At 70.2% G+C, this 21,834-nt stretch carries 23 protein-coding genes; 10 read left to right on the top strand and 13 right to left on the bottom strand.

The window, feature by feature from the left end; all coding sequences use genetic code 11:
• Position 1: 1 nt before the first annotated feature.
• The gene (locus RCP80_RS19790; RefSeq protein WP_308479295.1) at positions 2-1,135 is read right to left on the bottom strand and encodes a phosphotransferase; all 1,134 of its coding nucleotides are present in this window, start codon (positions 1,133-1,135) and stop codon (positions 2-4) included.
• Positions 1,136-1,295: 160 nt separating this feature from the next.
• Between RCP80_RS19790 and RCP80_RS19785 the strand changes: the two genes are divergently transcribed.
• Both RCP80_RS19785 and RCP80_RS19780 read left to right on the top strand, forming a co-directional pair.
• Entirely contained in the window at positions 1,296-1,523 is a 228-nt protein-coding gene (locus RCP80_RS19785; protein ID WP_308479294.1) for a helix-turn-helix domain-containing protein, read from the top strand.
• A 3-nt stretch (positions 1,524-1,526) separates the two neighbouring features.
• Complete coding sequence (locus tag RCP80_RS19780) at positions 1,527-2,084, top strand: Clp protease N-terminal domain-containing protein (protein ID WP_308479293.1); 558 nt, start codon at positions 1,527-1,529, stop codon at positions 2,082-2,084.
• 39 nt (positions 2,085-2,123) lie between these two features.
• On the opposite strand, the gene RCP80_RS19775 is transcribed toward RCP80_RS19780, so the two are convergent.
• The gene (locus RCP80_RS19775; protein WP_308479292.1) at positions 2,124-2,993 is read right to left on the bottom strand and encodes a 1,4-dihydroxy-2-naphthoate polyprenyltransferase; all 870 of its coding nucleotides are present in this window, start codon (positions 2,991-2,993) and stop codon (positions 2,124-2,126) included.
• A 32-nt stretch (positions 2,994-3,025) separates the two neighbouring features.
• Between RCP80_RS19775 and RCP80_RS19770 the strand changes: the two genes are divergently transcribed.
• Both RCP80_RS19770 and RCP80_RS19765 read left to right on the top strand, forming a co-directional pair.
• The gene (locus tag RCP80_RS19770; protein ID WP_308479291.1) at positions 3,026-3,610 is read left to right on the top strand and encodes a phosphorylase family protein; all 585 of its coding nucleotides are present in this window, start codon (positions 3,026-3,028) and stop codon (positions 3,608-3,610) included.
• A gap of 58 nt (positions 3,611-3,668) precedes the next feature.
• A complete protein-coding gene (locus tag RCP80_RS19765) occupies positions 3,669-4,796 on the top strand; it encodes an NAD(P)H-dependent flavin oxidoreductase (RefSeq protein WP_308479290.1) in 1,128 nt (375 codons plus the stop codon).
• Between the two features lie 3 nt (positions 4,797-4,799).
• Here the strand turns inward: RCP80_RS19765 and RCP80_RS19760 are convergent, their stop codons facing one another.
• Both RCP80_RS19760 and RCP80_RS19755 read right to left on the bottom strand, forming a co-directional pair.
• Positions 4,800-5,819 carry a sensor histidine kinase gene (locus tag RCP80_RS19760; RefSeq protein WP_308479289.1) on the bottom strand — a complete coding sequence of 340 codons (1,020 nt, stop codon included), beginning with the start codon at positions 5,817-5,819 and terminating at the stop codon, positions 4,800-4,802.
• Positions 5,809-6,522: a response regulator transcription factor gene (locus RCP80_RS19755; RefSeq protein ID WP_308479288.1), complete on the bottom strand. Its 714-nt coding sequence runs from the start codon at positions 6,520-6,522 to the stop codon at positions 5,809-5,811. Before RCP80_RS19755 ends, RCP80_RS19760 begins: the two co-directional genes overlap by 11 nt.
• A 99-nt stretch (positions 6,523-6,621) precedes the next feature.
• Between RCP80_RS19755 and RCP80_RS19750 the strand changes: the two genes are divergently transcribed.
• Complete coding sequence (locus RCP80_RS19750) at positions 6,622-7,317, top strand: AzlC family ABC transporter permease (RefSeq protein ID WP_308479287.1); 696 nt, start codon at positions 6,622-6,624, stop codon at positions 7,315-7,317.
• A 1-nt stretch (position 7,318) separates the two neighbouring features.
• The gene (locus tag RCP80_RS19745; protein WP_308479286.1) at positions 7,319-7,642 is read left to right on the top strand and encodes a branched-chain amino acid transport AzlD family protein; all 324 of its coding nucleotides are present in this window, start codon (positions 7,319-7,321) and stop codon (positions 7,640-7,642) included.
• Positions 7,643-7,652: 10 nt separating this feature from the next.
• Here RCP80_RS19745 and RCP80_RS19740 read toward each other — a convergent pair whose 3' ends face one another.
• The 6 genes from RCP80_RS19740 to RCP80_RS19715 all read right to left on the bottom strand — a co-directional run bounded on the left by RCP80_RS19740 (position 7,653) and on the right by RCP80_RS19715 (position 12,330).
• Positions 7,653-8,267: an MSMEG_1061 family FMN-dependent PPOX-type flavoprotein gene (locus tag RCP80_RS19740; RefSeq protein WP_308479285.1), complete on the bottom strand. Its 615-nt coding sequence runs from the start codon at positions 8,265-8,267 to the stop codon at positions 7,653-7,655.
• An 18-nt stretch (positions 8,268-8,285) separates the two neighbouring features.
• Positions 8,286-9,395 carry an o-succinylbenzoate--CoA ligase gene (gene menE, locus RCP80_RS19735; RefSeq protein WP_308482937.1) on the bottom strand — a complete coding sequence of 370 codons (1,110 nt, stop codon included), beginning with the start codon at positions 9,393-9,395 and terminating at the stop codon, positions 8,286-8,288.
• A gap of 63 nt (positions 9,396-9,458) precedes the next feature.
• Positions 9,459-9,845 carry a VOC family protein gene (locus RCP80_RS19730; RefSeq protein ID WP_308479284.1) on the bottom strand — a complete coding sequence of 129 codons (387 nt, stop codon included), beginning with the start codon at positions 9,843-9,845 and terminating at the stop codon, positions 9,459-9,461.
• A 159-nt stretch (positions 9,846-10,004) separates the two neighbouring features.
• Positions 10,005-10,853 (bottom strand): SDR family oxidoreductase, encoded by an 849-nt coding sequence (locus RCP80_RS19725; RefSeq protein ID WP_308479283.1) that lies wholly within the window; start codon positions 10,851-10,853, stop codon positions 10,005-10,007.
• 70 nt (positions 10,854-10,923) lie between these two features.
• Positions 10,924-11,841, bottom strand: a complete 918-nt coding sequence (locus RCP80_RS19720; RefSeq protein ID WP_308479282.1) for a 1,4-dihydroxy-2-naphthoyl-CoA synthase — start codon at positions 11,839-11,841, stop codon at positions 10,924-10,926.
• Positions 11,842-11,871: 30 nt separating this feature from the next.
• Positions 11,872-12,330: a nitroreductase family deazaflavin-dependent oxidoreductase gene (locus tag RCP80_RS19715; protein ID WP_308479281.1), complete on the bottom strand. Its 459-nt coding sequence runs from the start codon at positions 12,328-12,330 to the stop codon at positions 11,872-11,874.
• A 179-nt stretch (positions 12,331-12,509) separates the two neighbouring features.
• On the opposite strand from RCP80_RS19715, the gene RCP80_RS19710 reads away from it, so the two are divergent.
• A complete protein-coding gene (locus RCP80_RS19710; RefSeq protein ID WP_308479280.1) occupies positions 12,510-13,454 on the top strand; it encodes an acyl-CoA dehydrogenase family protein in 945 nt (314 codons plus the stop codon).
• A 265-nt stretch (positions 13,455-13,719) separates the two neighbouring features.
• Positions 13,720-15,048 carry an LLM class flavin-dependent oxidoreductase gene (locus RCP80_RS19705; protein ID WP_308479279.1) on the top strand — a complete coding sequence of 443 codons (1,329 nt, stop codon included), beginning with the start codon at positions 13,720-13,722 and terminating at the stop codon, positions 15,046-15,048.
• 81 nt (positions 15,049-15,129) lie between these two features.
• Here the strand turns inward: RCP80_RS19705 and fadD8 are convergent, their stop codons facing one another.
• Together fadD8 and RCP80_RS19695 are read right to left on the bottom strand one after the other, a co-directional pair.
• Positions 15,130-16,761 carry a fatty-acid--CoA ligase FadD8 gene (gene fadD8 / locus RCP80_RS19700; protein ID WP_308479278.1) on the bottom strand — a complete coding sequence of 544 codons (1,632 nt, stop codon included), beginning with the start codon at positions 16,759-16,761 and terminating at the stop codon, positions 15,130-15,132.
• Between the two features lie 28 nt (positions 16,762-16,789).
• On the bottom strand, positions 16,790-17,494 hold the full coding sequence (locus tag RCP80_RS19695) for a GntR family transcriptional regulator (protein ID WP_308479277.1): 705 nt from the start codon (positions 17,492-17,494) through the stop codon (positions 16,790-16,792).
• Positions 17,495-17,526: 32 nt separating this feature from the next.
• Here RCP80_RS19695 and RCP80_RS19690 point away from each other — a divergent pair, with 32 nt between their 5' ends.
• A complete protein-coding gene (locus tag RCP80_RS19690; RefSeq protein ID WP_308479276.1) occupies positions 17,527-20,301 on the top strand; it encodes an FAD-binding and (Fe-S)-binding domain-containing protein in 2,775 nt (924 codons plus the stop codon).
• Positions 20,302-20,357: 56 nt separating this feature from the next.
• Here the strand turns inward: RCP80_RS19690 and RCP80_RS19685 are convergent, their stop codons facing one another.
• On the bottom strand, positions 20,358-20,774 hold the full coding sequence (locus tag RCP80_RS19685; RefSeq protein ID WP_308479275.1) for a YciI family protein: 417 nt from the start codon (positions 20,772-20,774) through the stop codon (positions 20,358-20,360).
• A gap of 89 nt (positions 20,775-20,863) precedes the next feature.
• Here RCP80_RS19685 and RCP80_RS19680 point away from each other — a divergent pair, with 89 nt between their 5' ends.
• On the top strand, positions 20,864-21,820 hold the full coding sequence (locus RCP80_RS19680) for an o-succinylbenzoate synthase (protein WP_308479274.1): 957 nt from the start codon (positions 20,864-20,866) through the stop codon (positions 21,818-21,820).
• Positions 21,821-21,834: the final 14 nt, after the last annotated feature.

Raw genomic sequence — 21,834 nt, 5'->3', positions numbered from 1 at the left:
CCTACAGCGCAGCCTGCAGAGCCGCCACCGTCTCCAGGTCATCGAGGGCGGCCACGGCACGGCGCAGCCCTTCCATCGCGATGTCCTCGACCTGCATGCCGCCCAGCCCCGCGGTGATCAGCGCCGCGACGTAGGCGTACAGCGCACCCTGCCGGAACCGCAGCCACAGGTCGTCGGCGGCCAGTTCGGGTCCGCCCCCGGCGGCCAGCGCCCCGCGGTACTGGTCGAGCAGGTCGCGTTGGCAGGCCCGGCGGTCCTCCGGGGTCATGCCGGTGATCAGCGTGTAGGCCAGTTCGCGGCACGGATGCCCGCGCCGGACGGCCTGCCAGTCCAGCAGCCCGGCCGCGCCGTCGCGGAAGTACACGTTGCCGGGGTGGGCGTCGCCGTGCATGACGGTATGCGGCGGTGTGTCGATCAGGGTCGCGACCGCGCGGTAGTTGTCGATGATGAAGCGGCCGTTCTCGACCGGGATCTCGGTGCGGTCGGCCAGCCGCTTCACCGAGGTGTTCATCAGTGCTCCGGTCAGCAGGGAGGTGCTGTCGCCGGAGGCGGTGTAGAGCCAATCCAACGGCCCGCGGCCAGTCGGCAACCGACCCCAGAACTTGGCATGCAGCTGCGCCAGCAGCTCCACGATGAGACCGGCCCGGGCGGGGCTCAGCGGATGCAAGGTGTCGGGGAACTCGCACCCGCCGACGGCGAGGTCCTCGAGGACGATGACGAACCGGCCGGTGAGAGGGTCGAAGGACGTGCCGTAGGCCCGCGGCACCCCGGTGAGTTCCTGGGACAGCTCGCGGTAGAACCGGACCTCGGTGTCGGCCAGCCGGCCGAGTTCGCCCATCAACCGGGTGGCGGGGTTGTTCGCGGGCATCTTGACGAACACCGAGCTGGGCACCCCGTCACCGGTCAGCGCCAGTCGCGCCCGCGACGAGGTGCCGGCATCACCGTCGAGCACGGCGACATCGGTGACTCGGCGGCCGATGATCTTGGTCAGGGTCGCGGCATCGAGATCCTCGACCGCCCGCGGCGCGCCGAGCCGCGAGCCCAGGACCGCGTCGGTGGCGACCCGCTGGACCCCGCGGCCGAGGTGGCCGACCAAGCCGAGCGCCGACCGTGCCTGCAGCAGTGGACGTCCCATGGTTTCTCCCTCAAGCTGGCCGCTCGGACATCAGGGGCGTCCCGACGTCCGTCCCGGCCGCGCCCGACAGACATTACAGATTGGATGTCATCTGTCACTACCTCGGGCATCTGTCAACATCCATTGACACGAACCGACATGTCAAGTTAGCTTGACAGTTATGACTGCTGTCCCGGAACCGGAGGACGCGGGTCTCGATCAGGCGCTCGGCGACATCGATCCCGCCGTCGGATTGCGCGCGGTGGGTGCGTTGCAGCGGCTGCAGGAACGGCTCGAGGCGCTGCACGTCGCCAACGCCCGGGAGCAGGGGTGGAGCTGGCAGGCCATCGCCGACGCGCTCGATGTCAGCCGGCAGGCCGTCCACCAGAAGTACAACCGGAGGAGGTAGCCGATGTTCGAGCGGTTCAGCCGCAGCGCTCGCGCCGCCGTCGTGCTGGCGCAGGAGGAGGCGCGCGACCTCGGTGCCGGCGAAATCGGACCGGAGCATCTGTTGGTGGGCGCGTTGCAAAGCGCGGGGGAGGACCTGGCCGCGGTGTTCGCCGGTTACGGGCTGACGGCCGACGGGGTGCGCGCCCGGCTCGCGGCCGACGATTCCGCCGTCTCCGAGGATGACGCCGAGGCGTTGCGTGCGATCGGCATCGATCTGCACGCCGTCCGCGAGGCGGTCAGCGCGTCCTTCGGTCCGGGGGCCTTCGACGCCGCCCTGGGCAAATCCGGGCGCCGCCGACGCCGACGCGGGCACCTGCCGTTCAACCGGTCGGCCAAGAAGTCGCTCGAGCTTGCCCTTCGGGAAGCCTTGGCGCACAAGAGCAAAGAGATCCGCACCGAACACGTGGTGCTCGGCATCGTGCGGGCCGGGGACCGCTACACCCTGAGCGTCATCACCGAGCACGTCTACGTCGTGCAGTTGCGCGCCGCGATTGTCGGGCTGCTCAACCAGGCCGCCTGAGCGTTCCGGCCGGGACTGGCCCGCGCCCGGGCCGGTTGCTCAGCCCAGCGCCAGCGCCAGCGCCACCGCAATCGCCCACACCAGCATCGTCAGCCCGGTGTCGCGCAGCACCGGGATCAGCGCCGCACCGGTGCGGCCCGAGGCCACCGGCCGCGCGGCGCGCACCGCTAGGGCGGCGGCCAACAGGCCCAGCAACGCCCACGGCGTCACCCACGCCAGGGCCACCGTGATTGCGGCGGCCAGCACCAGCAGCGCCACATAGAACCGGCGCGTCCGGACGTCGCCGAGGCGCACCGCCAGCGTGATCTTCCCCGATGTGGTGTCGGTGGGGATGTCGCGCAGGTTGTTGGCCACCAGCACCGCCGAGGACAACAAGCCCATCACCAGCGCCGCCGCCAGCCCCACCACGTCCACCCGCAGCGCCTGGGTGTACTGCGTGCCCAGGACCGCCACCAGGCCGAAGAAGACGAAGACCGCGATTTCGCCGAAGCCGCTGTACCCGTAGGGTTTTGAACCACCGGTGTAGAACCACGCACCGGCCAGGCAGACCGCCCCCACGGCGATCAGCCACGGATTGCTCACCAGCGCCAGCGCCACCCCGGCAAGCGCGCCGACCGCCAGGCTCGCCACCGCCGCCGCGCGCACCGAACGCGGTGTGGCCAGCCGCGATCCGACCAGCCGCAGCGGTCCGGCGCGCTCGTCGTCGGTGCCCCGGATGCCGTCGGAATAGTCGTTGGCGTAATTCACCCCGATGATCAGTGCCACCGCGACCACCAACGCCAGCAGGGCCTTCCACCACACGGCGGCGCCCAGCGCGGCCGCGGCCCCGGTGCCGGCGATCACGGGGGCGATGGCGTTGGTCCAGGTCCGCGGACGGGCGCCCTGGATCCATTGCGCGACGGTGGCCATGCACAGATCGTCGCATGCCGCAGAATGGCCGGATGCTCGGAGTCATCGGGGGCCGCGGCTTCTACTCGTTCTTCGGCACGGACGCGCGTACCGTCACCCTCGATACGCCCTACGGGCTGCCCAGCGGGCCCATCACCTTCGGCATCGTCGGCGATCGCGAAGTGGCCTTCCTGCCCCGCCACGGCCACCACCGCGAGAACTCGCCGCACGCGGTGCCCTACCGCGCCAACATGTGGGCGTTGCGCTCCCTGGGGGTGCGGCGGATCTTCGGGCCGTGCACGGTGGGCAGCCGCACTGCAACGTTGCGACCGGGTGCCGTCGTCGTGCCGGACCCGTACTGTCCGGGACTGCGGTCGGCGGTGACCGGGTTGGGCGAGGTCGCCGACGGCGGCACCCTGATCAACCTGACCGGCTGTCCGGAGTCGGCGCTGGCCCGTGAATTCGAAATGTGTTACGCGGCCATCGCATTGGTGGCCGACCCGGACGCCGAATCCCAACACCACCCGAGGCCGTTCCAGCGGCTGGTGTTCGATGCCCTGGGCCGGGTGACCGGCACCGGGACCTGCGCGCACTGCCGCACCCACGTGGACCTGATGCGGCCCGTTGAACTGCCCTGACGTCGAATGCGGTGGCCGGCGATTGAGTTTTTGACACCTGTAAAGTCATACTGGCCGAATGAAGACACCGATTTGCGAGCAGTACGGCATCGACTTCCCCCTCTTCGCCTTCAGCCACTGCCGCGACGTCGTCGCGGCGGTCACCAACGCGGGTGGGCTCGGCGTGCTGGGTGGCACCGCGTACACGCCCGAGCAGCTCGAGCAGGAGCTCACCTGGATCGACGAGCAGGTCCGGGGCAAGCCCTACGGCGTGGACATCATCGTGCCGGCCAAGTACGAGGGCAAGGGCGAGGGCGTCACGGGTGCCCAACTCGCCGATCGGATCCCCGAGAAGTACAAGACCTACGTCGACGAACTGCTGGCCAGCCACGGCATCCCGGTCAAGGAGGATCGTCGGCTCGGCGGCAGCAGCCTGTCCGGGGACACCGGCGAGGCACTGTTGGACGTGGCGCTTCGGCACCCCATCAAGCTGATGGCCAACGCGCTGGGGGTGCCGCCGGACTACATGATCGAGGCGGGCCGCTCCGCCGGTGTTCCGGTGGCCGCGCTGGTGGGCGCCAAGGAGCATGCGATCAAGCAGGTCAACGCGGGTGTGGACCTGATCGTCGCCCAGGGCACCGAGGCCGGCGGGCACTGCGGTGAGGTGTCCACCCTGGTGCTGGTGCCGGAGGTACTGGCCGCCCTCGCGGAGATGGGCAGCGACACACCGGTGCTCGCGGCCGGCGGCATCGTGACCGGCAAGCAGATGGCGGGCTGCGTCGCGATGGGAGCGGCGGGTGCGTGGACCGGTTCGGTGTGGCTGACGACCGAAGAGGCCGAGACCGCGCCGTACACCGTGCAGAAGTTTCTGGCGGCCTCCTCGCGCGACACCATCAGGTCGGCCGGGCGCACCGGAAAGCCGTCGCGCCAATTGGTTTCGGACTGGACCGATGCGTGGGCGCCCAACGAGGGGGCGCAGAAGCCGCTGCCCCTGCCGCTGCAGTCGATGCTCGTCGAATCCGAACTGCGGCGGGTGGACAAGCTGGCCGCCTCGGGTCACGAGGGCGCCCAGGCGTTGGCGACCTACTTCGTCGGCCAAGGGGTCGGCCTGATGAACAAGGTCAAGCCCGCGCGCGAGGTGGTGCTGGAGTTCATCGAGGACTACGTGGCCGCGGCCGAGCGCCTGGCCGGCTCGCTGGCGGAGTAGCCCTCAGCAGTCCGACGGTAGCCGCACCTCGAACCGGGCGCCCGTGTCGGTGTTGCGCGCCGCTATCGTGCCGCGGTGGGCCGTGATCAGGCCGGCCGCGATCGCCAACCCCAGCCCGGAACCGTTGGGCAGCGAGGGATCCGAGCGCGGCACCCGCTCGTTGGATCCGCGATAGGCGAGGTCGAAGACCCGGGCCAGCGACCCGTCGTGGATACCGGAGCCGGTGTCGTCCACCCGGATCCAGGCGGCGTCGTCGTCGCAGCCGAGCGTCATGGTCACCGAGCCCCGCTCCGGGGTGTGGGCAATGGCGTTGGCGACCAGATTCGACAACACCCGGGTCAGGTCGCGGTGGCTACCGACGACGCGGATCGGTTCGGTGGGCAGCACCGTGCGCAACGCCACCTCGGCGCGCTGGGCGACGAGTTGATAGGCGGCGGCCACATCGTCGATGACCTGGTCCAGTTCCACCAGGTCGGTCGCCGGTGCAATGGCGCCGGCGTTGATCTTGGACATCTCGAACAGGTCCTCGACCATCTCGGAAACCCGAATCGATTCCTGCTCAATGTGTTTGGCGTGCTGGGGAATGTCCTCGGGATCCACCAGGCCATCGGAGAGCGCCTCGGCCACCGTCCGGATTCCGGCCAGCGGGGTGCGCAGATCGTGGCTGACGAACGCGACCAGCTTGCGCCGAGAGTCCTCGGCGGCGCGTTCGGCATCGCGAATCTCGCGCTCCCACACCGTGCGTCGCGCCTGATAGCGGCCCAGCATGACCGCCGCCGGGATCGTCACCACCGACACGATCACCACCACCACGGCCGTCTTGGCCGGCGTGTCGCTCATCATGAAACCGCTGACGCCCAGCACCCCGGTGAAGGTGGCGGCCAACGGGATCAGCACCAGTGCCACCATGCTGGCCGCCAAGGACCAGGACCGCGCCAGCCGGATCAGCAGGGTGCCGGCGAGCACCACGGGCACCGAGCAGGCCAGCGCCAGCCCGACGATCTTGATCAGGTCATCCGGCACGGTGACTGTCGGCGTTCCGGATGGCGGCGTGGTTCCGCCAGAAGTAGCCGCGGCCCCACACCGTGTGGATGCGGTGATGGTCGCCGAGCTTCGCGCGCAGCCGCTTCACGTGCACGGTCACGGTCGAAAGATCGCCGTAGTCCCAATGCCACACCTGGTTGAGCAACTCCTGGCGGCTGAACACCGTTTCGCGGTGGGTGAGGAAGAACAGCAGCAGGTCGAATTCGCGGTTGGTCAGGCCGACGGGTTCACCGTCGACCGTGACGGCGCGGGCCGTCGTGGAGACCGTGATGGCGCCGGCGGTGAGTTCGCCCGCGGGCTGGGCCGCGGTGCCGGGGGCACGGCGCAGCAGCGAACGCACCCGCAGCGCGAGTTCGCGCGGGCTGAACGGCTTGGTCACGTAGTCGTCGGCGCCGGCCTCCAGGCCGGCGATGCGGTCGTCCTCCTCGCCCAGCGCGGTCAACAGGATCACCGGGACGCTGAAGTCGCCCCCCTGGCGCAGACGCCGCACCAACGTCAGACCGTTGCAGCCGGGTAGCAGGACGTCGATGACCGCCAGGTCGACCCGCTCGTTCTCCAGCAGCCGCAGCGCCTGCAGGCCGTCGCCGGCCACCGAAACCACCATGCCGTCGCGTTCCAGGTACCGGCGCACCATGTCGCGGACGACGAGGTCGTCGTCGGCTACGAGAACCCGCGTGGTCATGGGCCGTCTGTACCCTTTTGCGTTCCTGACGAAACTCCACTACCTGCGTCGATGCCACCGGTTCGCCGGAGCGCCTGGCCGGGCGCGACACTGTTGGGCATGTCCGATCGTCCACCCCGGCACACCCTGCGCGACGTGTTGGGGCTCACGGTGCCGATTGGGCTGGCGTTCATCCCGTTGGGGATGGCGCTGGGGGTGCTGGTGGTGAACGCGGGACTGGACTGGTGGTGGGCCCCGGTGTTCGCCGCGGTGATCTACGCCGGCTCGCTGGAATTCCTGATGGTGGGCCTGGCCGCGACCGGTGCGCCGGTGGCGACCGTGGCATTGACGGCGTTCATCGTGAACTCGCGGCACGTGTTCTACGCGCTGTCGTTTCCGCTGGAGCGGGTCCGCGGCTGGTGGGTGAAGCTGTTCAGCACCTACGCGATGTCCGATGAGGCCTACGCGGTGGCGGTGAGCCCGGAGGCCGCGACGTGGACCACCCGGCCGATCGTGACCATGCAGCTGTTTCTGCAGGGGCTCTGGGTGACGGCCGCGGCGCTGGGCGCCCTGGTGGGGACGGCGCTGCCCATCGATCGGCTCGAGGGGTTGGACTTCGCGCTCACCGCGCTGTTCATCGTGCTGGCGATCGAGGCGTACCGGCAACGACCGGACCGGTTGACGGCGCTGACGGCCGCGGCGTGCGCGATCGCCGCCTGGATCGTGGTGCCCGGGCAGCTGCTGTTGGTGGCGTTCACGGCGTTCACCACCGCGCTCGTGGTGCGGTTCTGGCGGCGCCCGGCCGGGGTGGGCTGAGGTGCCCGACAACGGCTACATCGCGGTGCTGGTGCTGGTCGCCGCGGCCATCACCTGGCTGCTGCGGGCGCTGCCGTTCGCCGGGCTGGCGCCGATGCGCCACAGCGTGCTGGTGAAGTACCTCGGCCTGCACATGCCGCTCGGGGTCATGGTGATGCTGGTGATCTACACGCTGCGCCCCGGGGCGGTGGCGGGCGGACTGGACCTGCTGTGGCTGGTGATCGCCGTCGTCGTCACCGCGGGACTGCACTGGTGGCGCGGTCACGCCCTGCTGAGCATCCTGGTCGGCACCGCGGTGTACGTGGCGCTGATGTCGGTGTGGTGACCGTGGCTCGTCAGTACAGCATTGTGCGCATGTTGTCCTCGTTGTAGTAGGCCTCCAACTCGGCCAGGCTCATGCCGGTCCGCAGCGCCTGCGCCATCTGCGCCACGCTGGGCAGTGCGGTCGGATTCCAGCTCTCCGGTACCCATGCGTCGGCGCGCAGGAAGGCCCGCGCGCAGTGGAAGAACACCTCTTCGACGGCGATTTCGAGTGCCAGCAGCGGTCGCTTGCCGGCGATGCTCATGGCGTCGAAGTAGTCGGCGTCGGCCAGCACCGTGGCCCGACCGTTGATCCGCAGGGTGTCGCCGCGACCGGGGATGACGAACAGCGTGCCGACCTGTGGTCGCTGCAGCACGTTCAGATAGCCGTCGACGCGCTTGTTGCCCGGGCGTTCCGGAATGGCGATGGTGGTCTCGTCGATCACCTGGACGAAGCCCGACGGATCACCCTTCGGGGAGACGTCGACGCGCCCGTCGGCGTCGGTGGTGGCCACGAAACCCAGCGGCGAATGGGCCAGCCAGTCCCGGTGGATGGGCGCCAGCTTGCGGCCGACCTTGTTGGCGACGTACTCGTTGGGGTGGCCCACGATCTCGCGCAGGTCTTCGGCGGTGCTGACTTCACGACGCATGGTCTCCATCATGCTCGATCAGCCGATGGAGAAGCGCTGCACCAAGGCCCGCCGGTCCACCTTGCCGATGCCCAGCCGCGGCACCTCGTCGACGATGTGGACCTCCCGCGGGGCCGCGGTGGGGTCCAGGGTTTGGGTGATGTGCTCGCGCAGTTCGGCGACGGTGGGCGCCGCGGCGGCCTCGGCCAGCACGACGGCCACCGCGACCCGTTGGCCCAGCCGTTCGTCGGGGAGGCCGAACACCGCGCAGTCGACCACGTCGGGATGGGTGTTCAAGGCCGCCTCGACGGGCTGCGGCAGCACCGTCAGGCCCCCGGTGCTGATCGCGTCGTCGGCGCGGCCGAGGACCCGCAGCACCCCCGAATCGTCAAGGGCGCCAATGTCGTCGGTGCGGAACCAGCCGGGCTCGCCGAACGGGTCGGGGGTGGTGGGGTTGCGATAGCCCTTGGCCAGCGTCGACCCGCCCAGCACAATGCGGTCGTCGTCGTCGATGCGGACGCGGACGCCGTCCAGCGGCAGCCCGTCGTAGACGCAACCACCGGCGGTTTCGCTCATCCCGTAGCTGCGCACCACCGAAATTCCCGCCACCGCAGCGCTTTCCAGCACCCAGGCCGGGGCCGGTCCGCCACCGAGCAGCACGGCATCCAACTGCGCCAGCGCGGCGCCGGCGGCCGGTTCGGCCAGTGCCTTGGCCAACTGCACACCGACCAACGAGGCGTACTTGCGGCCCGAACCCATCATCAGCGCGGACACCGCCGCCGGCAGCGCGGCGACGTCGAAGCCGGCCGATACGTCGATCTCGACGGGGGTGGTTCCCGCCACCACGCTGCGGATCAGCACCTGCACGCCGGCGATGTGGTGCGGGGGCAGCGCCAGCAGCCAGGTGCCCGGACCGCCCAGGCGGTCGTGGGTGGCCGTGGCGCTGGCGATCAGCGCCGGCGCGGTGAGCATCGCCCCCTTGGGGGTGCCCGTCGTGCCGGAGGTGGGCACCACCAGCGCGACATCGTCGTCGATCTCCTCGCCGACCCGCAAAGACGTTGTCAACAGCTCGTATTGGCGCAGGTCCCCGCCGGGCACCGGCAGCACGGGGGTGGCGCTCCCGTCCAGGACGGCGCTCAGCGCGGCCATCATCGACTGCGCCGACGGGCCCGGCGGAACTACGAGTGTGCGCAAAGTAGCGATGCGACGATCCTAGCCGCGGGTGTCGCGCCGCAACGGATGGTCCTCGGGGATCCCGACGAAGATCAGCGTGACCCCGTCGGGATCGCTGACCTGCATCTCGTGCAGGCCCCACGGCTCGCGGCGGGCTTCGCGGGTGATCGGCACCCCACGGCCCTGCAGTTCGGACTGGGCGGCGTAGACGTCGCGGACCTGGAGCCACAGCGCGCCCGGGAACGGCGGCGTCCCGGCGGGCGGGGCGCCGTGGCCGGCGAGCTCGATCAGCGACTGCCCCGCGTAGAACACCGTGCCGCCCGCGTACTCGCGGGCCACCGCCAACCCGATGTCGTCACGGTAGAAACGCACCGACCGTTGGTAATCGGCCGGCCGGAACAGCACGCGACTGGCAAGTATCTCCATGCTGATGTGTCTACCCGATGCCCGCCACCCCCCGCTCTCACCCCCGCGACCCCCACCTCCGCGACCCCCACCCCCGCGAGCCCCACCCCCCGCGAGCGGGCGTGTCCCCGCCTGACACGCCGCGGGTTTTCCGTACTTTGCGCCCGTTCGCGCCGGGTCTCAGCTGGGCTGGATGCCCTGGCGCTTCATGATGGCGTTCAGCAGACCGGGTGCGACGACGTCGACCGCTCGAGAGGTGACCGCCATCCGCGGGGCGATGCGCACCGGCCGGGTCCGGGCGGCGCGCACCATCCACTCGCCGGCCTCGGCCGCGCTCAACGCGGGCAGCCCCTGGTAGGCCTTGGTCGGCGCAATCATCGGAGTCGCCACCAACGGGTAGTAGAGCGTCGTGGAGTGCACGCCCTTGGGCGACCACTCGGTCTCGATGGCCCGGCTCACCGCCGCGAGCGCGGACTTGGAGGCGTTGTAGGCCGCGAACAGCGGGGCGGCCTCGTTCATCACACCCCAGGTGGCCACGTTGATCAGGTGGCCGTCGCCGCGCTCGATCATGCCGGGCGCGAAGCCGCGGATCAGCCGCAGCGGCGAGAAGTAATTCAGCGCCATGGTGCGTTCCAGGTCATGCCAGCGGTCCAGGGACTCGGCCATCGGCCGCCTGATGGACCGCCCCGCGTTGTTGATCAGGATGTCCACGTCGCCAACGGTTTTCACGAGGTCGTCGACGGCGTCCAGATCGGCCAGGTCGCAGGTGACGGCCTCGGCGGCGCCGCCGTCGGCGCGGATTCGGGCCGCGAGCGCGTCGAGCAACTCCTGGCGGCGCGCCACCACGATCACCGTCGCCCCGGCCCGGCCGAACTGTTCGGCGGCGGCCTCGCCGATGCCCGAGGACGCACCGGTCAGCAGCACCCGCTTGCCGCGCAGATCGATGTTGGTGCCGGTCGGCAGGCTCAGCGGTGGCCGCATCCCGGCCAACGCCAGGGCGTCGGTCAGTCTGCGCAGCGGATTGGACATCGAGTGCACCCTAACTCAGGGATTTCGGCGTGATTTCCCACGCCCAGCGTGGAAAATCACGCCAAAATCGCTAGAAGTAGCGCGGGAACGGGCTCCAGTCCGGATCCCGCTTCTCCAGGAACGCGTCGCGGCCCTCGACCGCCTCGTCGGTCATGTACGCCAGCCGGGTGGCCTCCCCGGCGAACAGCTGCTGACCGACCAGGCCGTCGTCGAGGAGGTTGAACGCGTACTTCAACATCCGTTGCGCTTGCGGGGATTTGCCGTTGATCGCGGCGGCCCACTCGAGGGCCACGTTCTCGAGTTCGGCGTGTTCGACGACCTCGTTGACCGCACCCATGTGATGCATCTGTTCGGCGCTGTAGGTGCGGCCCAGGAAGAAGATCTCCCGGGCGAACTTCTGGCCCACCTGACGGGCCAGGTAGGCACTGCCGTAGCCACCGTCGAAGCTGCCGACGTCGGCGTCGGTCTGCTTGAACTTCGCATGCTCGCGGCTGGCCAGCGTCAGGTCGCACACCGCGTGCAGGCTGTGTCCGCCGCCGGCGGCCCAACCGTTCACCAGGCAGATCACGGGCTTGGGCATGAACCGGATCAGCCGCTGCACCTCCAGGATGTGCAGCCGGCCCGCGCGCGCCGGGTCGACGGTCTCGGCGGATTCCCCGGACGCGTACTGGTAGCCGGTGCGACCGCGGATGCGCTGGTCGCCGCCGGAACAGAACGCCCAGCCGCCGTCCTTGGCCGACGGGCCGTTGCCGGTCAGCAGCACCACTCCGACATCCGACGACATCCGGGCGTGGTCCAGGGCGCGGTAGAGCTCGTCGACCGTGCCGGGCCGAAACGCGTTACGCACCTCGGGCCGGTTGAACGCGATCCGCACCGTGGGTTGCCGACGTCCGGCGTCATCGATGTGGCGGTGGTAGGTGATGTCGACCAGGTCGGCGAAACCGTCGACCGGACGCCACAGCTTGGGATCGAAGGGGTTCTCACTCACGACGTGAACGGTAGCCCAGTGCCCGGAATATCAGGACGCGGGCGGATCGAATCGGAACACCGAGCACCGGCCCGCGAGCGCCTCGAACTCCTCGGGCCGCCCCTCGGTGATCAGCCCCGCGTTCTTCATGAAGTCGACCCCGGTGGGCACCAGCGTGGGGAATTCGCGCAGCAGCGGCCGGGCCGCCTCGACCGGCAACTCCACCAGCCGGACCCGCTCGACGTGTCGGCCGCGGGCCAGTTCGGCCTCGGGGTTGGCCTGCGCGTTGCGCACCCAGTCGGCACCGGGAAAGCCGCCGACCACGTAACGCTGCCCGTCGACCTCCATCGGCGTGATGGGAGTGGAGCGGCGCTTGCCCGTGCGTCGCCCGGTCACCGTCAGGATGACGGGCTTCTCCTTGCCGAAGATGGGCAGGCCGGTCCTGGCCGCGACGATCAACACCTTGTTCAGCGGTTTGAGCCACCACGGCGGCCTGATCCGTTCCGACATCCGCGCTCCTACCGCTCGACTCCGTGTTCCCGTAATTCCCGCAGCAGCGCGGCGGTGCGCGGACGCGAGGACTGCACGCTTTCCATGGTGCCATCGCATTCGGTGTGAATCTTCGCTGAATTGGTTATCTATTCCGTCATGTTCACGCTCTGTTCTGCGCATCCGGCGGCGGTGAGCCGATGACGGCCGGAGTGGTCAAGTACTGGCTCGACAGCGGCAAGCTCGACTTGCCGCTCCCGGGGTCGGGGGCCACCGCGCGCCGGTGGCAACGACTCAGCGCGTTGGCGCAAGAAGATCTGGTGGCCGCCCGGGTGGCTCAGTCCCACATCGACGCCGTGGCGATCCTCGACGAACTGGGCGGCAAGCCAGTGCAGGCCGGCCAGCTGTGGGGCGTGTGGGATGTCGAGGACCCCGAGGCCACCGTGACGGCGACCCCGACGGACGACGGCACCGTGACGTTGTCCGGCACCAAGACATGGTGTGCAGGGGCGTCGTTCTGCACGCACGCCTTGGTGACGGCGCAGGGCCACGATGGCGCCGACAGCCTGTTCGCGGTCTCGCTGTGGGATCCGACGGTGCGCGCGCTGCCGAGTGAGTGGACGAATCCGGGCATGGTGGGAAGCGACACGCGCGCAGTCAAATTCAGCAACACCGCGGCTGTGCCGGTGGGGGAGCCCGGCCAGTATCGGAATCGGCCCGGCTTCTGGCACGGCACCATCGAGGCCGCGGCGTGCTGGTTCGGCGGCGCCCGAGAGGTGGCCCGGCCGTTGTACGAGCATTGCGCCCGCGACGGGGCCGACGCGCACGCCCTGGCCCACCTCGGCGCCGTCGACGCGGCGGTGGCGGCCGCCGAGGCGATGCTGTCGGTCAGTGCCGCACAGATCGACGCCGACCCCTTCGACCGAGCCGGCCAAGGCGAACTGCTGGCCCGCCGCGTGCGTGCGGTCGTCGAGACCGCGGTGGACGAGACCATCACCAGGGTCGGGCGAGCGTTGGGTCCGGCCCCGTTGTGTCGCAGTGAATTCCACGCCCGACGCGTCACGGACCTGTCGATCTACGTGCGCCAGAGTCAGGCCGAACGTGACCTCGCGGCGCTCGGTGCGCTGGTTGATGCGCCCGCCTGACGCGCCCCAGGTCCGAGGGTGCGGTTTCATCCGCGACACGCCGCCTACCCGGATGATCTCGCACGTTCGATGACCCGCGCATCCGATCAGCAACACGCGGATGCGAAAGCTAAAACTCACGTTGATCGCAACCGTTGGCTGATGCCGCCGACCCTGCGATGCTGCGTGGAGACTCGGTACCCGCTGCCCGCATTCGGGTAGCTCCCGGCGGTCTCGCGGTCGGCTCCGTGGCCGCCGCATTCACCTTCGATCGAAAGGCCGCACTGTGAGCGCGGATTTGAAAAGGAAGGCCCACCTGCTGGGCTTCGTCCAGCACGGCGTGATGAACCACGCCTCGACGATGTGGGCGCACCCGCGCGACAAGGTGGGCTATCACTGGTCGCGCCCGGAGTTCTGGCGGGATCTGGGCCGGACGATGGAGCGCGGCCTGTTCGACGCGATGTTCATCGCCGACGAGTTGGCGCCCTACACCACCTACAAGGGCAGCTCCGATCCCGTCGTGAAGTTCGCCGGGCAGTGTCCGGTGCACGAGCCGGCCAGCCTGGTGCCGATCATCGGGGCGTTCACCAAGCACCTCGGAATCGGTATCACGCTCTCGACTTCCTTTGTGCCGCCCTACATGATGGCCCGTCAGCTCTCGACGCTGGATCACCTGACGGCCGGCCGGGTCGGCTGGAACATTGTCACCTCGTACTCCAAGAGTGAGTTCCAGGCGATGGGCAAGGAGAACCTCACCCCGCGCGACAAGCGCTACGAGGTGGTCGAGGAGTACATGCAGCTGCTCTACCAGCTGTGGGATTCCTGGGACGACGACGCGATCGTCTACGACCGCGAGAACGGGATCTTCGCCGACCCCGCCAAGGTGCGTGAGGTCGACTTCCAGGGCGAGTTCTTCCAGTCCAAGGGCCGGCACTTCGTGGCGCCGTCACCGCAGCAGCGGCCGGTGCTGTGGCAGGCCGGATCTTCGGAGCAGGGCCGCGAATTCGCGTCCAAGCACGCCGAATCGGTGTTCGGGATCTTCCCGACCCCCAAGAGCATGCGGGCCTACGCCGACGACATCCGGACCCGCGCCGACAACCACGGTCGCGACCCGGAGTCGGTGAAGCTGATCTACGGCCTGCAGACCGTGATCGATCGCGACAAGTCGCGCGCCAACGATCGCTACGCCGAGTTCGTGGAGAAGGTCCAGATCGAAAGTGCGCTCGGAATCCTGTCCGGGCACACCGGATTCGACTTCTCCACCCTCGGACTCGACGACAACGTGGTCGACGCCGACGTGCAGGGCATCCGCGGGTTGTTCGATGCGATCCTGGAGGCCAAGGACGGTGCGCCGGTGACGGTGCGCGAGGCCGCGCAGATCTACGGGGTGTCGATGGGCGCCCCGGTGGCGGTCGGGACCCCGTCGGATGTGGCCGATCAGATGGAGCAGTACCTCGACGAGGGCGGCTGCAACGGCTTCATGATGTTGGCCACCGACACCCCCGGTTGCTTCAACGACATGACCGAACTGTTGGTGCCGGAGTTGCAGCGCCGCGGCCGGTTTCGCACCCGCTACCCCGGGACCACGCTGCGCGACAGCCTGCAGGAGTACTGAGCGTCGCGGCGGGCGGTGCTCAGCCGACAGGGCTGGATTGGCGGCCTCCTCAGTGGGGGCTCGTTCCTCGCCCCCACATCGTCAGCCGACCGCCCGCGCGGCGCCCTCCCAGAACGGCGCCCGCACGGCCTTCTTGTCCGGCTTGCCCAGCCCGGTCAACGGCAGCGCGTCGACGACGACGACCTGCTTGGGCACCTGCACCGAGCCCTTGCGATCCTTGACCGCGGCCTGGATCTCGGCGGTCATCGCCGCGACCGAGTCCTCGTCGGTGCCGGCGTCGGAGCGCAGCACCACCACCGCGGTCACGGTCTCGCCCCACTTCTCGTCGGGGGCGCCGACGACACAGACCTGCGCCACCGCCGGATGCTCGGCGATGACGTCCTCGACCTCGCGCGGGTACACGTTGAAACCGCCGGTGACGATCATGTCCTTGACTCGGTCGACGATGAACCAGAACCCGTCTTCGTCCTCGCGGGCCATGTCACCGGTGCGCAGCCAGCCATCGGCGAAGGTCTTGGCGGTCTCCTCCGGCAGGTTCAGGTAGCCGCCGGCCAGCAGCGGCCCCGACACGCACACCTCGCCGACCTCGCCCTGGGCGACGGGGTTGCCGTCGGCGTCGAGCAGCGCGCACCGCGCGAACAACGTGGGCCGACCGCAGGAGGACAGCCGCTTCTCGTCGTGGTCGTTCTTGGCCAGATACGAGATGGCCATCGGCGCCTCGGATTGCCCGTAGTTCTGGGCGAAGATCTTGCCGAACCGGTCGATGGCCTCGGCGAGCCGCACCGGGTTGATCGCCGAGGCGCCGTAGTAGACCGTCTCGAGCGAGGACAGGTCGCGGGTGCGCGAGTCCGGGTGGTCCATCAGGGCATACAGCATGGCGGGCACCACGAAGGTTGCGGTGATCCGGTGCTCCTCGATGTAGCGCAGCGCCTCGCCCGGATCGAACTTGGCCATCACGTGCATCTCGCCGCCCTTGATCAGGGTGGGCAGGAAGTACGCGGCCCCGGCGTGCGACAGCGGCGTCAGCATCAGGAAGCGGGGGTGCTGCGGCCACTCCCATTCGGCCAGCTGGATGGTGGTCATGGTGGTGGTGGCCTGCGTCGTCATCATGACGCCCTTGGGCTTTCCGGTGGTGCCACCGGTGTAGGACAGGCCGTTGACGTGATCGGGCGACAGGGTGGCGGCGCGCAGCGGACGCGGCGGGTACTTGGCGGCCTCGGCCGTCAGGTCGAGCACGGTGACCTCGCGGCCCGCGGCGGCCGCCGCGGCGCTCAGCTCCGCCGGCACGGGGCCGATGGTCAGCACCTGCTTGAGGCCGTCGACCTTGCCGAGCAGACCGATCGCGCGTTCGGTGAACATCGGGTTGGGGTCGATGATCAACGACGTGGCACCGGAATCGGCGAGCACGTAGGCGTGGTCGTCGAGCGAGCCGAGCGGGTGCAGCGCCAGCCTGCGGTAGCCCTGGGTCTGCCCCGCGCTGGTGATCATCAGCACCTCGGGACGGTTCAGCGACAGCAGCCCGGAGGTCTCACCCGAGGCCGCACCCAGGGTGTCGAACGCCTGGACGTACTGGCTGATCTGGTCGGCCAACTGGCCCCCGGTCAGCGTGGTGTCGCCCAGATGCAACACGGGGGAGTCGCGGTGCCGTTTGAGGGCACCGATGAGCAGGTGGCCGGAGTGGACCGGATGGCGCAGTAGCTGGTCGTCGGTCATGGCACCCACACTAGAACGTGTTCCAGTTCTAGTACACGGCAGATTCGACGCCGGTCGCCGGATTTTCCCGCAGGGACTGCTCCACCAGCAGTTTTCCGGTGTCGACGAGGTGGGAGCGCATGGCGGCCTCGGCGGCATCGGGGTCTCCGGCCAGCACCGCGTCGACGATGGGGCCGTGTTCGGCGTCGATGTCGGCCAGCGTCCGGGTCTTCTCGGCCGTCGAGGCGCCCAGCAGGCGGGTGGCCTCGCGCAGGCGGGCGACGATGGCCCGCGCCCGGGCGTTGCCGGCCAATTCCAGGATCAGGTCGTGCAGCCCCTGATCGTGCTGGACGAAGGCGCGCTCGTCACCGGCCGCGGCGGCCTGGCGCATCAGTTCGCGCTGCCGCAGCAACCGGTCCCGACCGGTCCCGCTGCCGGCCACCGTGCGCACCGCCGGAATCTCCAGCGCCAGGCGTACCTCGAAGATGTCGGCGATGTCGGTCGCGCGCGGCGCCAGGATCTGAAACCCCTGCCGGGCTTCGAATTTGACCAGCCCGACCTCTTCCAAGAGCAGCAGCGCCTCGCGGACCGGAGTGCGGGAGACGCCGAGCGACTCGGCGAGTTGGTACACCGAGTAGCGGATCCCGGGCTGCATCCGGCCGTCGTCGATTGCCGCCCGCACCGCTGCCACCGCGGCCTCGGATCGGCGGCCGTGCTCGGCCAGCGGTTGCAGCCCGGGAAGTCCCTGCGCCACCCGCACACCGTAGCATGCTACGACGGTGTAGCATGCTACGAATGGATCCGGCGAGCCTCGGGGCGCTGCTGCGCCGTGCGGGCGTCTCCGACGTGCTGACCGACGGCACCACGCGGGCGGCCTACTCCACCGATGCCTCGCTGTACCGGGTGCCGCCACTGGTGGTGGCGCGGCCCCGGCACGTCGACGAGGTCGCGGCCGCGCTGGCGGTGTGCCGCGCCGAGGGAGTGCCATTGACCTCACGCGGGGGCGGAACCTCCATCGCGGGCAACGCCGTGGGCCCCGGCCTGGTGCTCGACTTCAGCCGTCACCTCAACCGGGTGCTCGCGGTCGACCCAGAGGCGCGCACCGCGACCGTGGAACCCGGCGTCGTCCAGGAGGTGCTACAGCGCCACCTGGCACCGCGGGGCCTGCGGTTCGGGCCGGACCCGTCGTCGTCGTCGCGGTGCACCATCGGCGGCATGGTGGGCAACAACGCGTGCGGCACCCGCGCGCTGGGCTACGGCCGCACCAGCGACAACGTGCTCGCGTTGCGCGGGTTGACCGGCGAGGGCGAGACTCTGGACGCCGCGTCGACGCGGTCGCGACTGCAGCGGATCGGCCGGGACAACCTGGCGACCATCCGCACCGAGTTCGCCCGGTTCAGCCGGCAGGTCTCGGGCTACGGCCTTGAAAACCTGTTGCCCGAACGGGGATTCGACCTGAATCGGCTGTTGGTGGGCAGCGAGGGGACGCTGGCCGTCCTCACCGAGGCCACCGTGGCGCTGGTGTCCGAACCCGCGCACCGGGTGCTGGCGGTGTTGGGCTATCCCGATATCGCGGCGGCGGGCGACGCGACGCCCCAGGTGCTCACGCATCGGCCGGTGGCGTGCGAGGGGATCGACTCGCGGATCGTCGAGGTGGTGCGGGAAAGGTTCGGGCCGCAGGCGGTTCCGCCGCTGCCGGCGGGAGCGGCCTGGCTGTTCGTCGAGCTCACCGGCGACGATCTGGCCGACACCGTGGCGCGGGCGCAGCGAATCGGCACGGACTGCGGCACCGTGGCGGCGGCGGTGGTCTCGGACCCGGCACAGGCCGCTGCGCTGTGGCGGATCCGGGCCGACGGCGCGGGCCTGTCGAGCCGAAGTCCGGCGGGGCTGCCCGCCCACGCCGGCTGGGAGGACGCCGCCGTGCCGCCGGAGCGGCTCGGAAGCTACCTGCGCGACTTCGACGCGCTGCTGGCCGACGCGGGCCTCACGGGCCTGCCCTACGGGCACTTCGGCGACGGCTGCCTGCACATCCGGATCGATTTTCCGCTCCGGAAACCCGGTGGCACACCGGCCTTTCGCCGGTTCCTCGAGGACGCGGCGACCCTGGTGGCCGGCTACGGCGGATCGCTGTCCGGCGAGCACGGCGACGGCCGCGCCCGCAGCGAATTGCTGCCGCTGATGTACTCACCGGCCGCGCTGGAGTTGTTCGCGGCCGTCAAGCACGTCTTCGATCCGGGCAATATCCTGAACCCCGGCGTGCTGGTCGACCCGCGACCGTTCGACGCCGATCTGCGCGAACCCGCCGCCCCCAGCCGCCGCCGCGACCTGGCGCTGGCCTACCGCCACGACGGCGGCGACTTCACCCAGGCCGTACACCGGTGCACCGGGGTCGGCAAGTGTCGCGCCGACAACAGCGCCACCGGCGGCGTGATGTGCCCGTCGTACCTGGCCACCGGGGAGGAGAAGGACTCCACCCGCGGCCGCGCCCGAGTGCTGCAGGAGATGATCAACGGCACCGCGGTGACCGGCGGTTGGCGCGCCGCGGAAGTGCATGAGGCGCTGGATCTGTGCCTGTCCTGCAAGGGCTGCCTGTCGGACTGCCCGACCGGAGTAGACATGGCGGCGCTGAAAGCCGAAGTGCTGCACCAGAGTTACCGCCATCGGCCGCGGCCGGCCGCGCACTACTCGCTGGGCTGGCTGCCGCGCTGGGCCAAGCTGGCCGCCGCGGCGCCGCGCCTGGTCAACGCCGCCACCGGCCTGCGCGGCCTCGGGCCGCTGGGGACGGCGCTGGCGGGGGTGGACCGGCGCCGCCGCATTCCCGAGTTCGCGCCCCAGACCTTCCGATCCTGGTTCGCCCGGCGGCCGGCGGCCCCGGGCGATCCGGTGCTGCTGTTCGTCGACACCTTCACCAACTACTTCACCCCCGAGGTGGGCCGCGCCGCGGTGCGGGTGCTGGAGGCCGCGGGCTACGCGCCGGTGCTGACCGCCAAGCAGCGGTGCTGCGCGCTGACCTGGATCTCCACCGGTCAACTCGATGCGGCGAAGAAGATCCTGGGGCGCACCGTGCACGAGTTGGCGGCCACCGACATGCCGATTGTGGGGATCGAGCCGTCGTGCACGGCGGTGTTGCGCTCGGATGCCGGCGAACTGCTGGGCCCCACCGCCGATCCGGTGGCCGCGCGCACCCGCACCCTGGCCGAACTGCTGGTGCAGCGCGGGTGGGAGCCGCCGTCGCTGGCCGGGGAATCGGTGCTGGCCCAGCCACATTGCCATCATCACGCGGTGCTGGGATGGGGCACCGACGCCGCGCTGCTGGCCGCGGCCGGCGCACAGGTGCAGCGGGTTCCCGGCTGCTGCGGACTGGCCGGGAACTTCGGGGTGGAGAAGGGGCACTACGAGGTCTCGGTGGCGGTGGCCGATCTGGCGCTGCGCCCGGCCGTGACCGCCGCCGGCCCGCACACCACGATCCTGGCCGACGGCTACTCGTGCCGGACGCAGCTGGCCGACCTGACGGAGCGCCGCGGCATCCACCTGGCTCAGCTGCTGGAACACCACCTCTAACGCGTGATTTCGGTGCGCTGGGAGGCGCTCAGCGCCACCCAGCGCACCGAAATCGCTCATATCTTGAGCTTTTCGCGCCAGGCCTTCTCCTTCTGGACGTACTCGTTGTCCGGCGGGAACTCGTCGATGGTCGGCACCCGCCGCACCTCGAGCTTGATCCCGGGGCCCAGCGGGCATTTCGTGGCCCACCCGATGGCCTCGTCCCTGGTGGCCACTTCGAGAATCCAGAAGCCGTTGAACAGCACGGCCGCCTCGCCGACGGCCCCGTCGCGCACCGCGGGCGGGTCCGCGCTGAAGTCGACGACGAAACCGCCGTCCTCGGGTGGGGCCAGGCCCTCGCCGGCCACCATGACCCCGGCGTTGATGAGTTCCTCGTTGTAGCGGCCCATGTGGGTCACGACCTCGTCGAACGGGACTTCCTTCATGGCTTCCTCGGCCTCCGGGGTCGACCGCATGATCAGCATGTAACGCATCGGTAGCTCCTACGCATCGGGGATCTGTCGCCGGTATAGACGCCGCCGCGGCCGGAAACTCATCGCACCGCCGACTAGCCTCAGATCCCGTGGAGCCCTTGAGCGATCTGCTGGACCGCGTGCACGTCGTCGCGTTGCCGATGCGGGTGCGGTTCCGCGGCATCACCGAGCGCGAGGTCGCGTTGATCGACGGCCCCACCGGCTGGGGCGAATTCGGGGCGTTCACCGAGTACGAGCCGCCCGAAGCCGCATGCTGGCTGGCCTCGGCGGTCGAGTCGGCCTTCGATCGGCCCCCGCCGCGCCGCCGCGACCGGATCGCCATCAACGCCACCGTGCCCGCGGTGTCTGCCGCCGAGGTCCCCGAGGTGCTGGCGCGCTTCCCCGGCGCGCAAACCGCCAAGGTCAAGGTCGCCGAGCCCGGCCAGCACCTGGCCGACGACGTGGCGCGGGTCAACGCGGTGCGGGCCCAGCTGCCCACGGTGCGGGTGGACGCCAACGGCGGCTGGACGGTCGCCGAGGCGGTGGCCGCGATCGATGCGCTGACCGCCGACGGCCCGCTGGAGTACGTCGAACAACCCTGTCGGTCGGTCGCCGAGTTGGCCGAGGTGCGGCGCCGGGTGTCCACGCCCGTCGCGGCCGATGAGAGCATCCGCAAGGCCGAGGATCCGCTGCAGGTCGTGCGCGCCCGCGCGGCCGATGTCGCGGTGCTCAAAGTGGCTCCGCTGGGCGGTGTTTCGGCGTTGCTGCGGATCGCCGAGCAGATCGACATCCCAGTGGTGATCTCCAGTGCGCTGGACTCGGCGGTGGGCATCGCCGTGGGTCTCGGGGCCGCGGCGGCGCTGCCGTCGCTGCACCACGCGTGCGGGCTGGGCACCGGCGGGCTGTTCGTCGAGGACGTGGCCGAGGTGCCGGCACCGGTCGACGGATTTCTCCCGGTGGGTCCGGTCGCCCCGGATCCGGCCCGGCTGGCCGCGTTGCGCGCCGCGGCGCCGCGGCGGGACTGGTGGCTGCGCCGGATCGCCGAGTGCTATCCGCTGTTGTCCTAATTGGTGGGGTGTAT

Source organism: Mycolicibacterium sp. MU0053 (genome assembly GCF_963378095.1).
GTDB classification, from domain to species: domain Bacteria; phylum Actinomycetota; class Actinomycetes; order Mycobacteriales; family Mycobacteriaceae; genus Mycobacterium; species Mycobacterium burgundiense.
The sequence above is the reverse complement of the archived record's forward strand: the minus strand, read 5'-3'. Positions and strand labels throughout refer to the sequence as shown.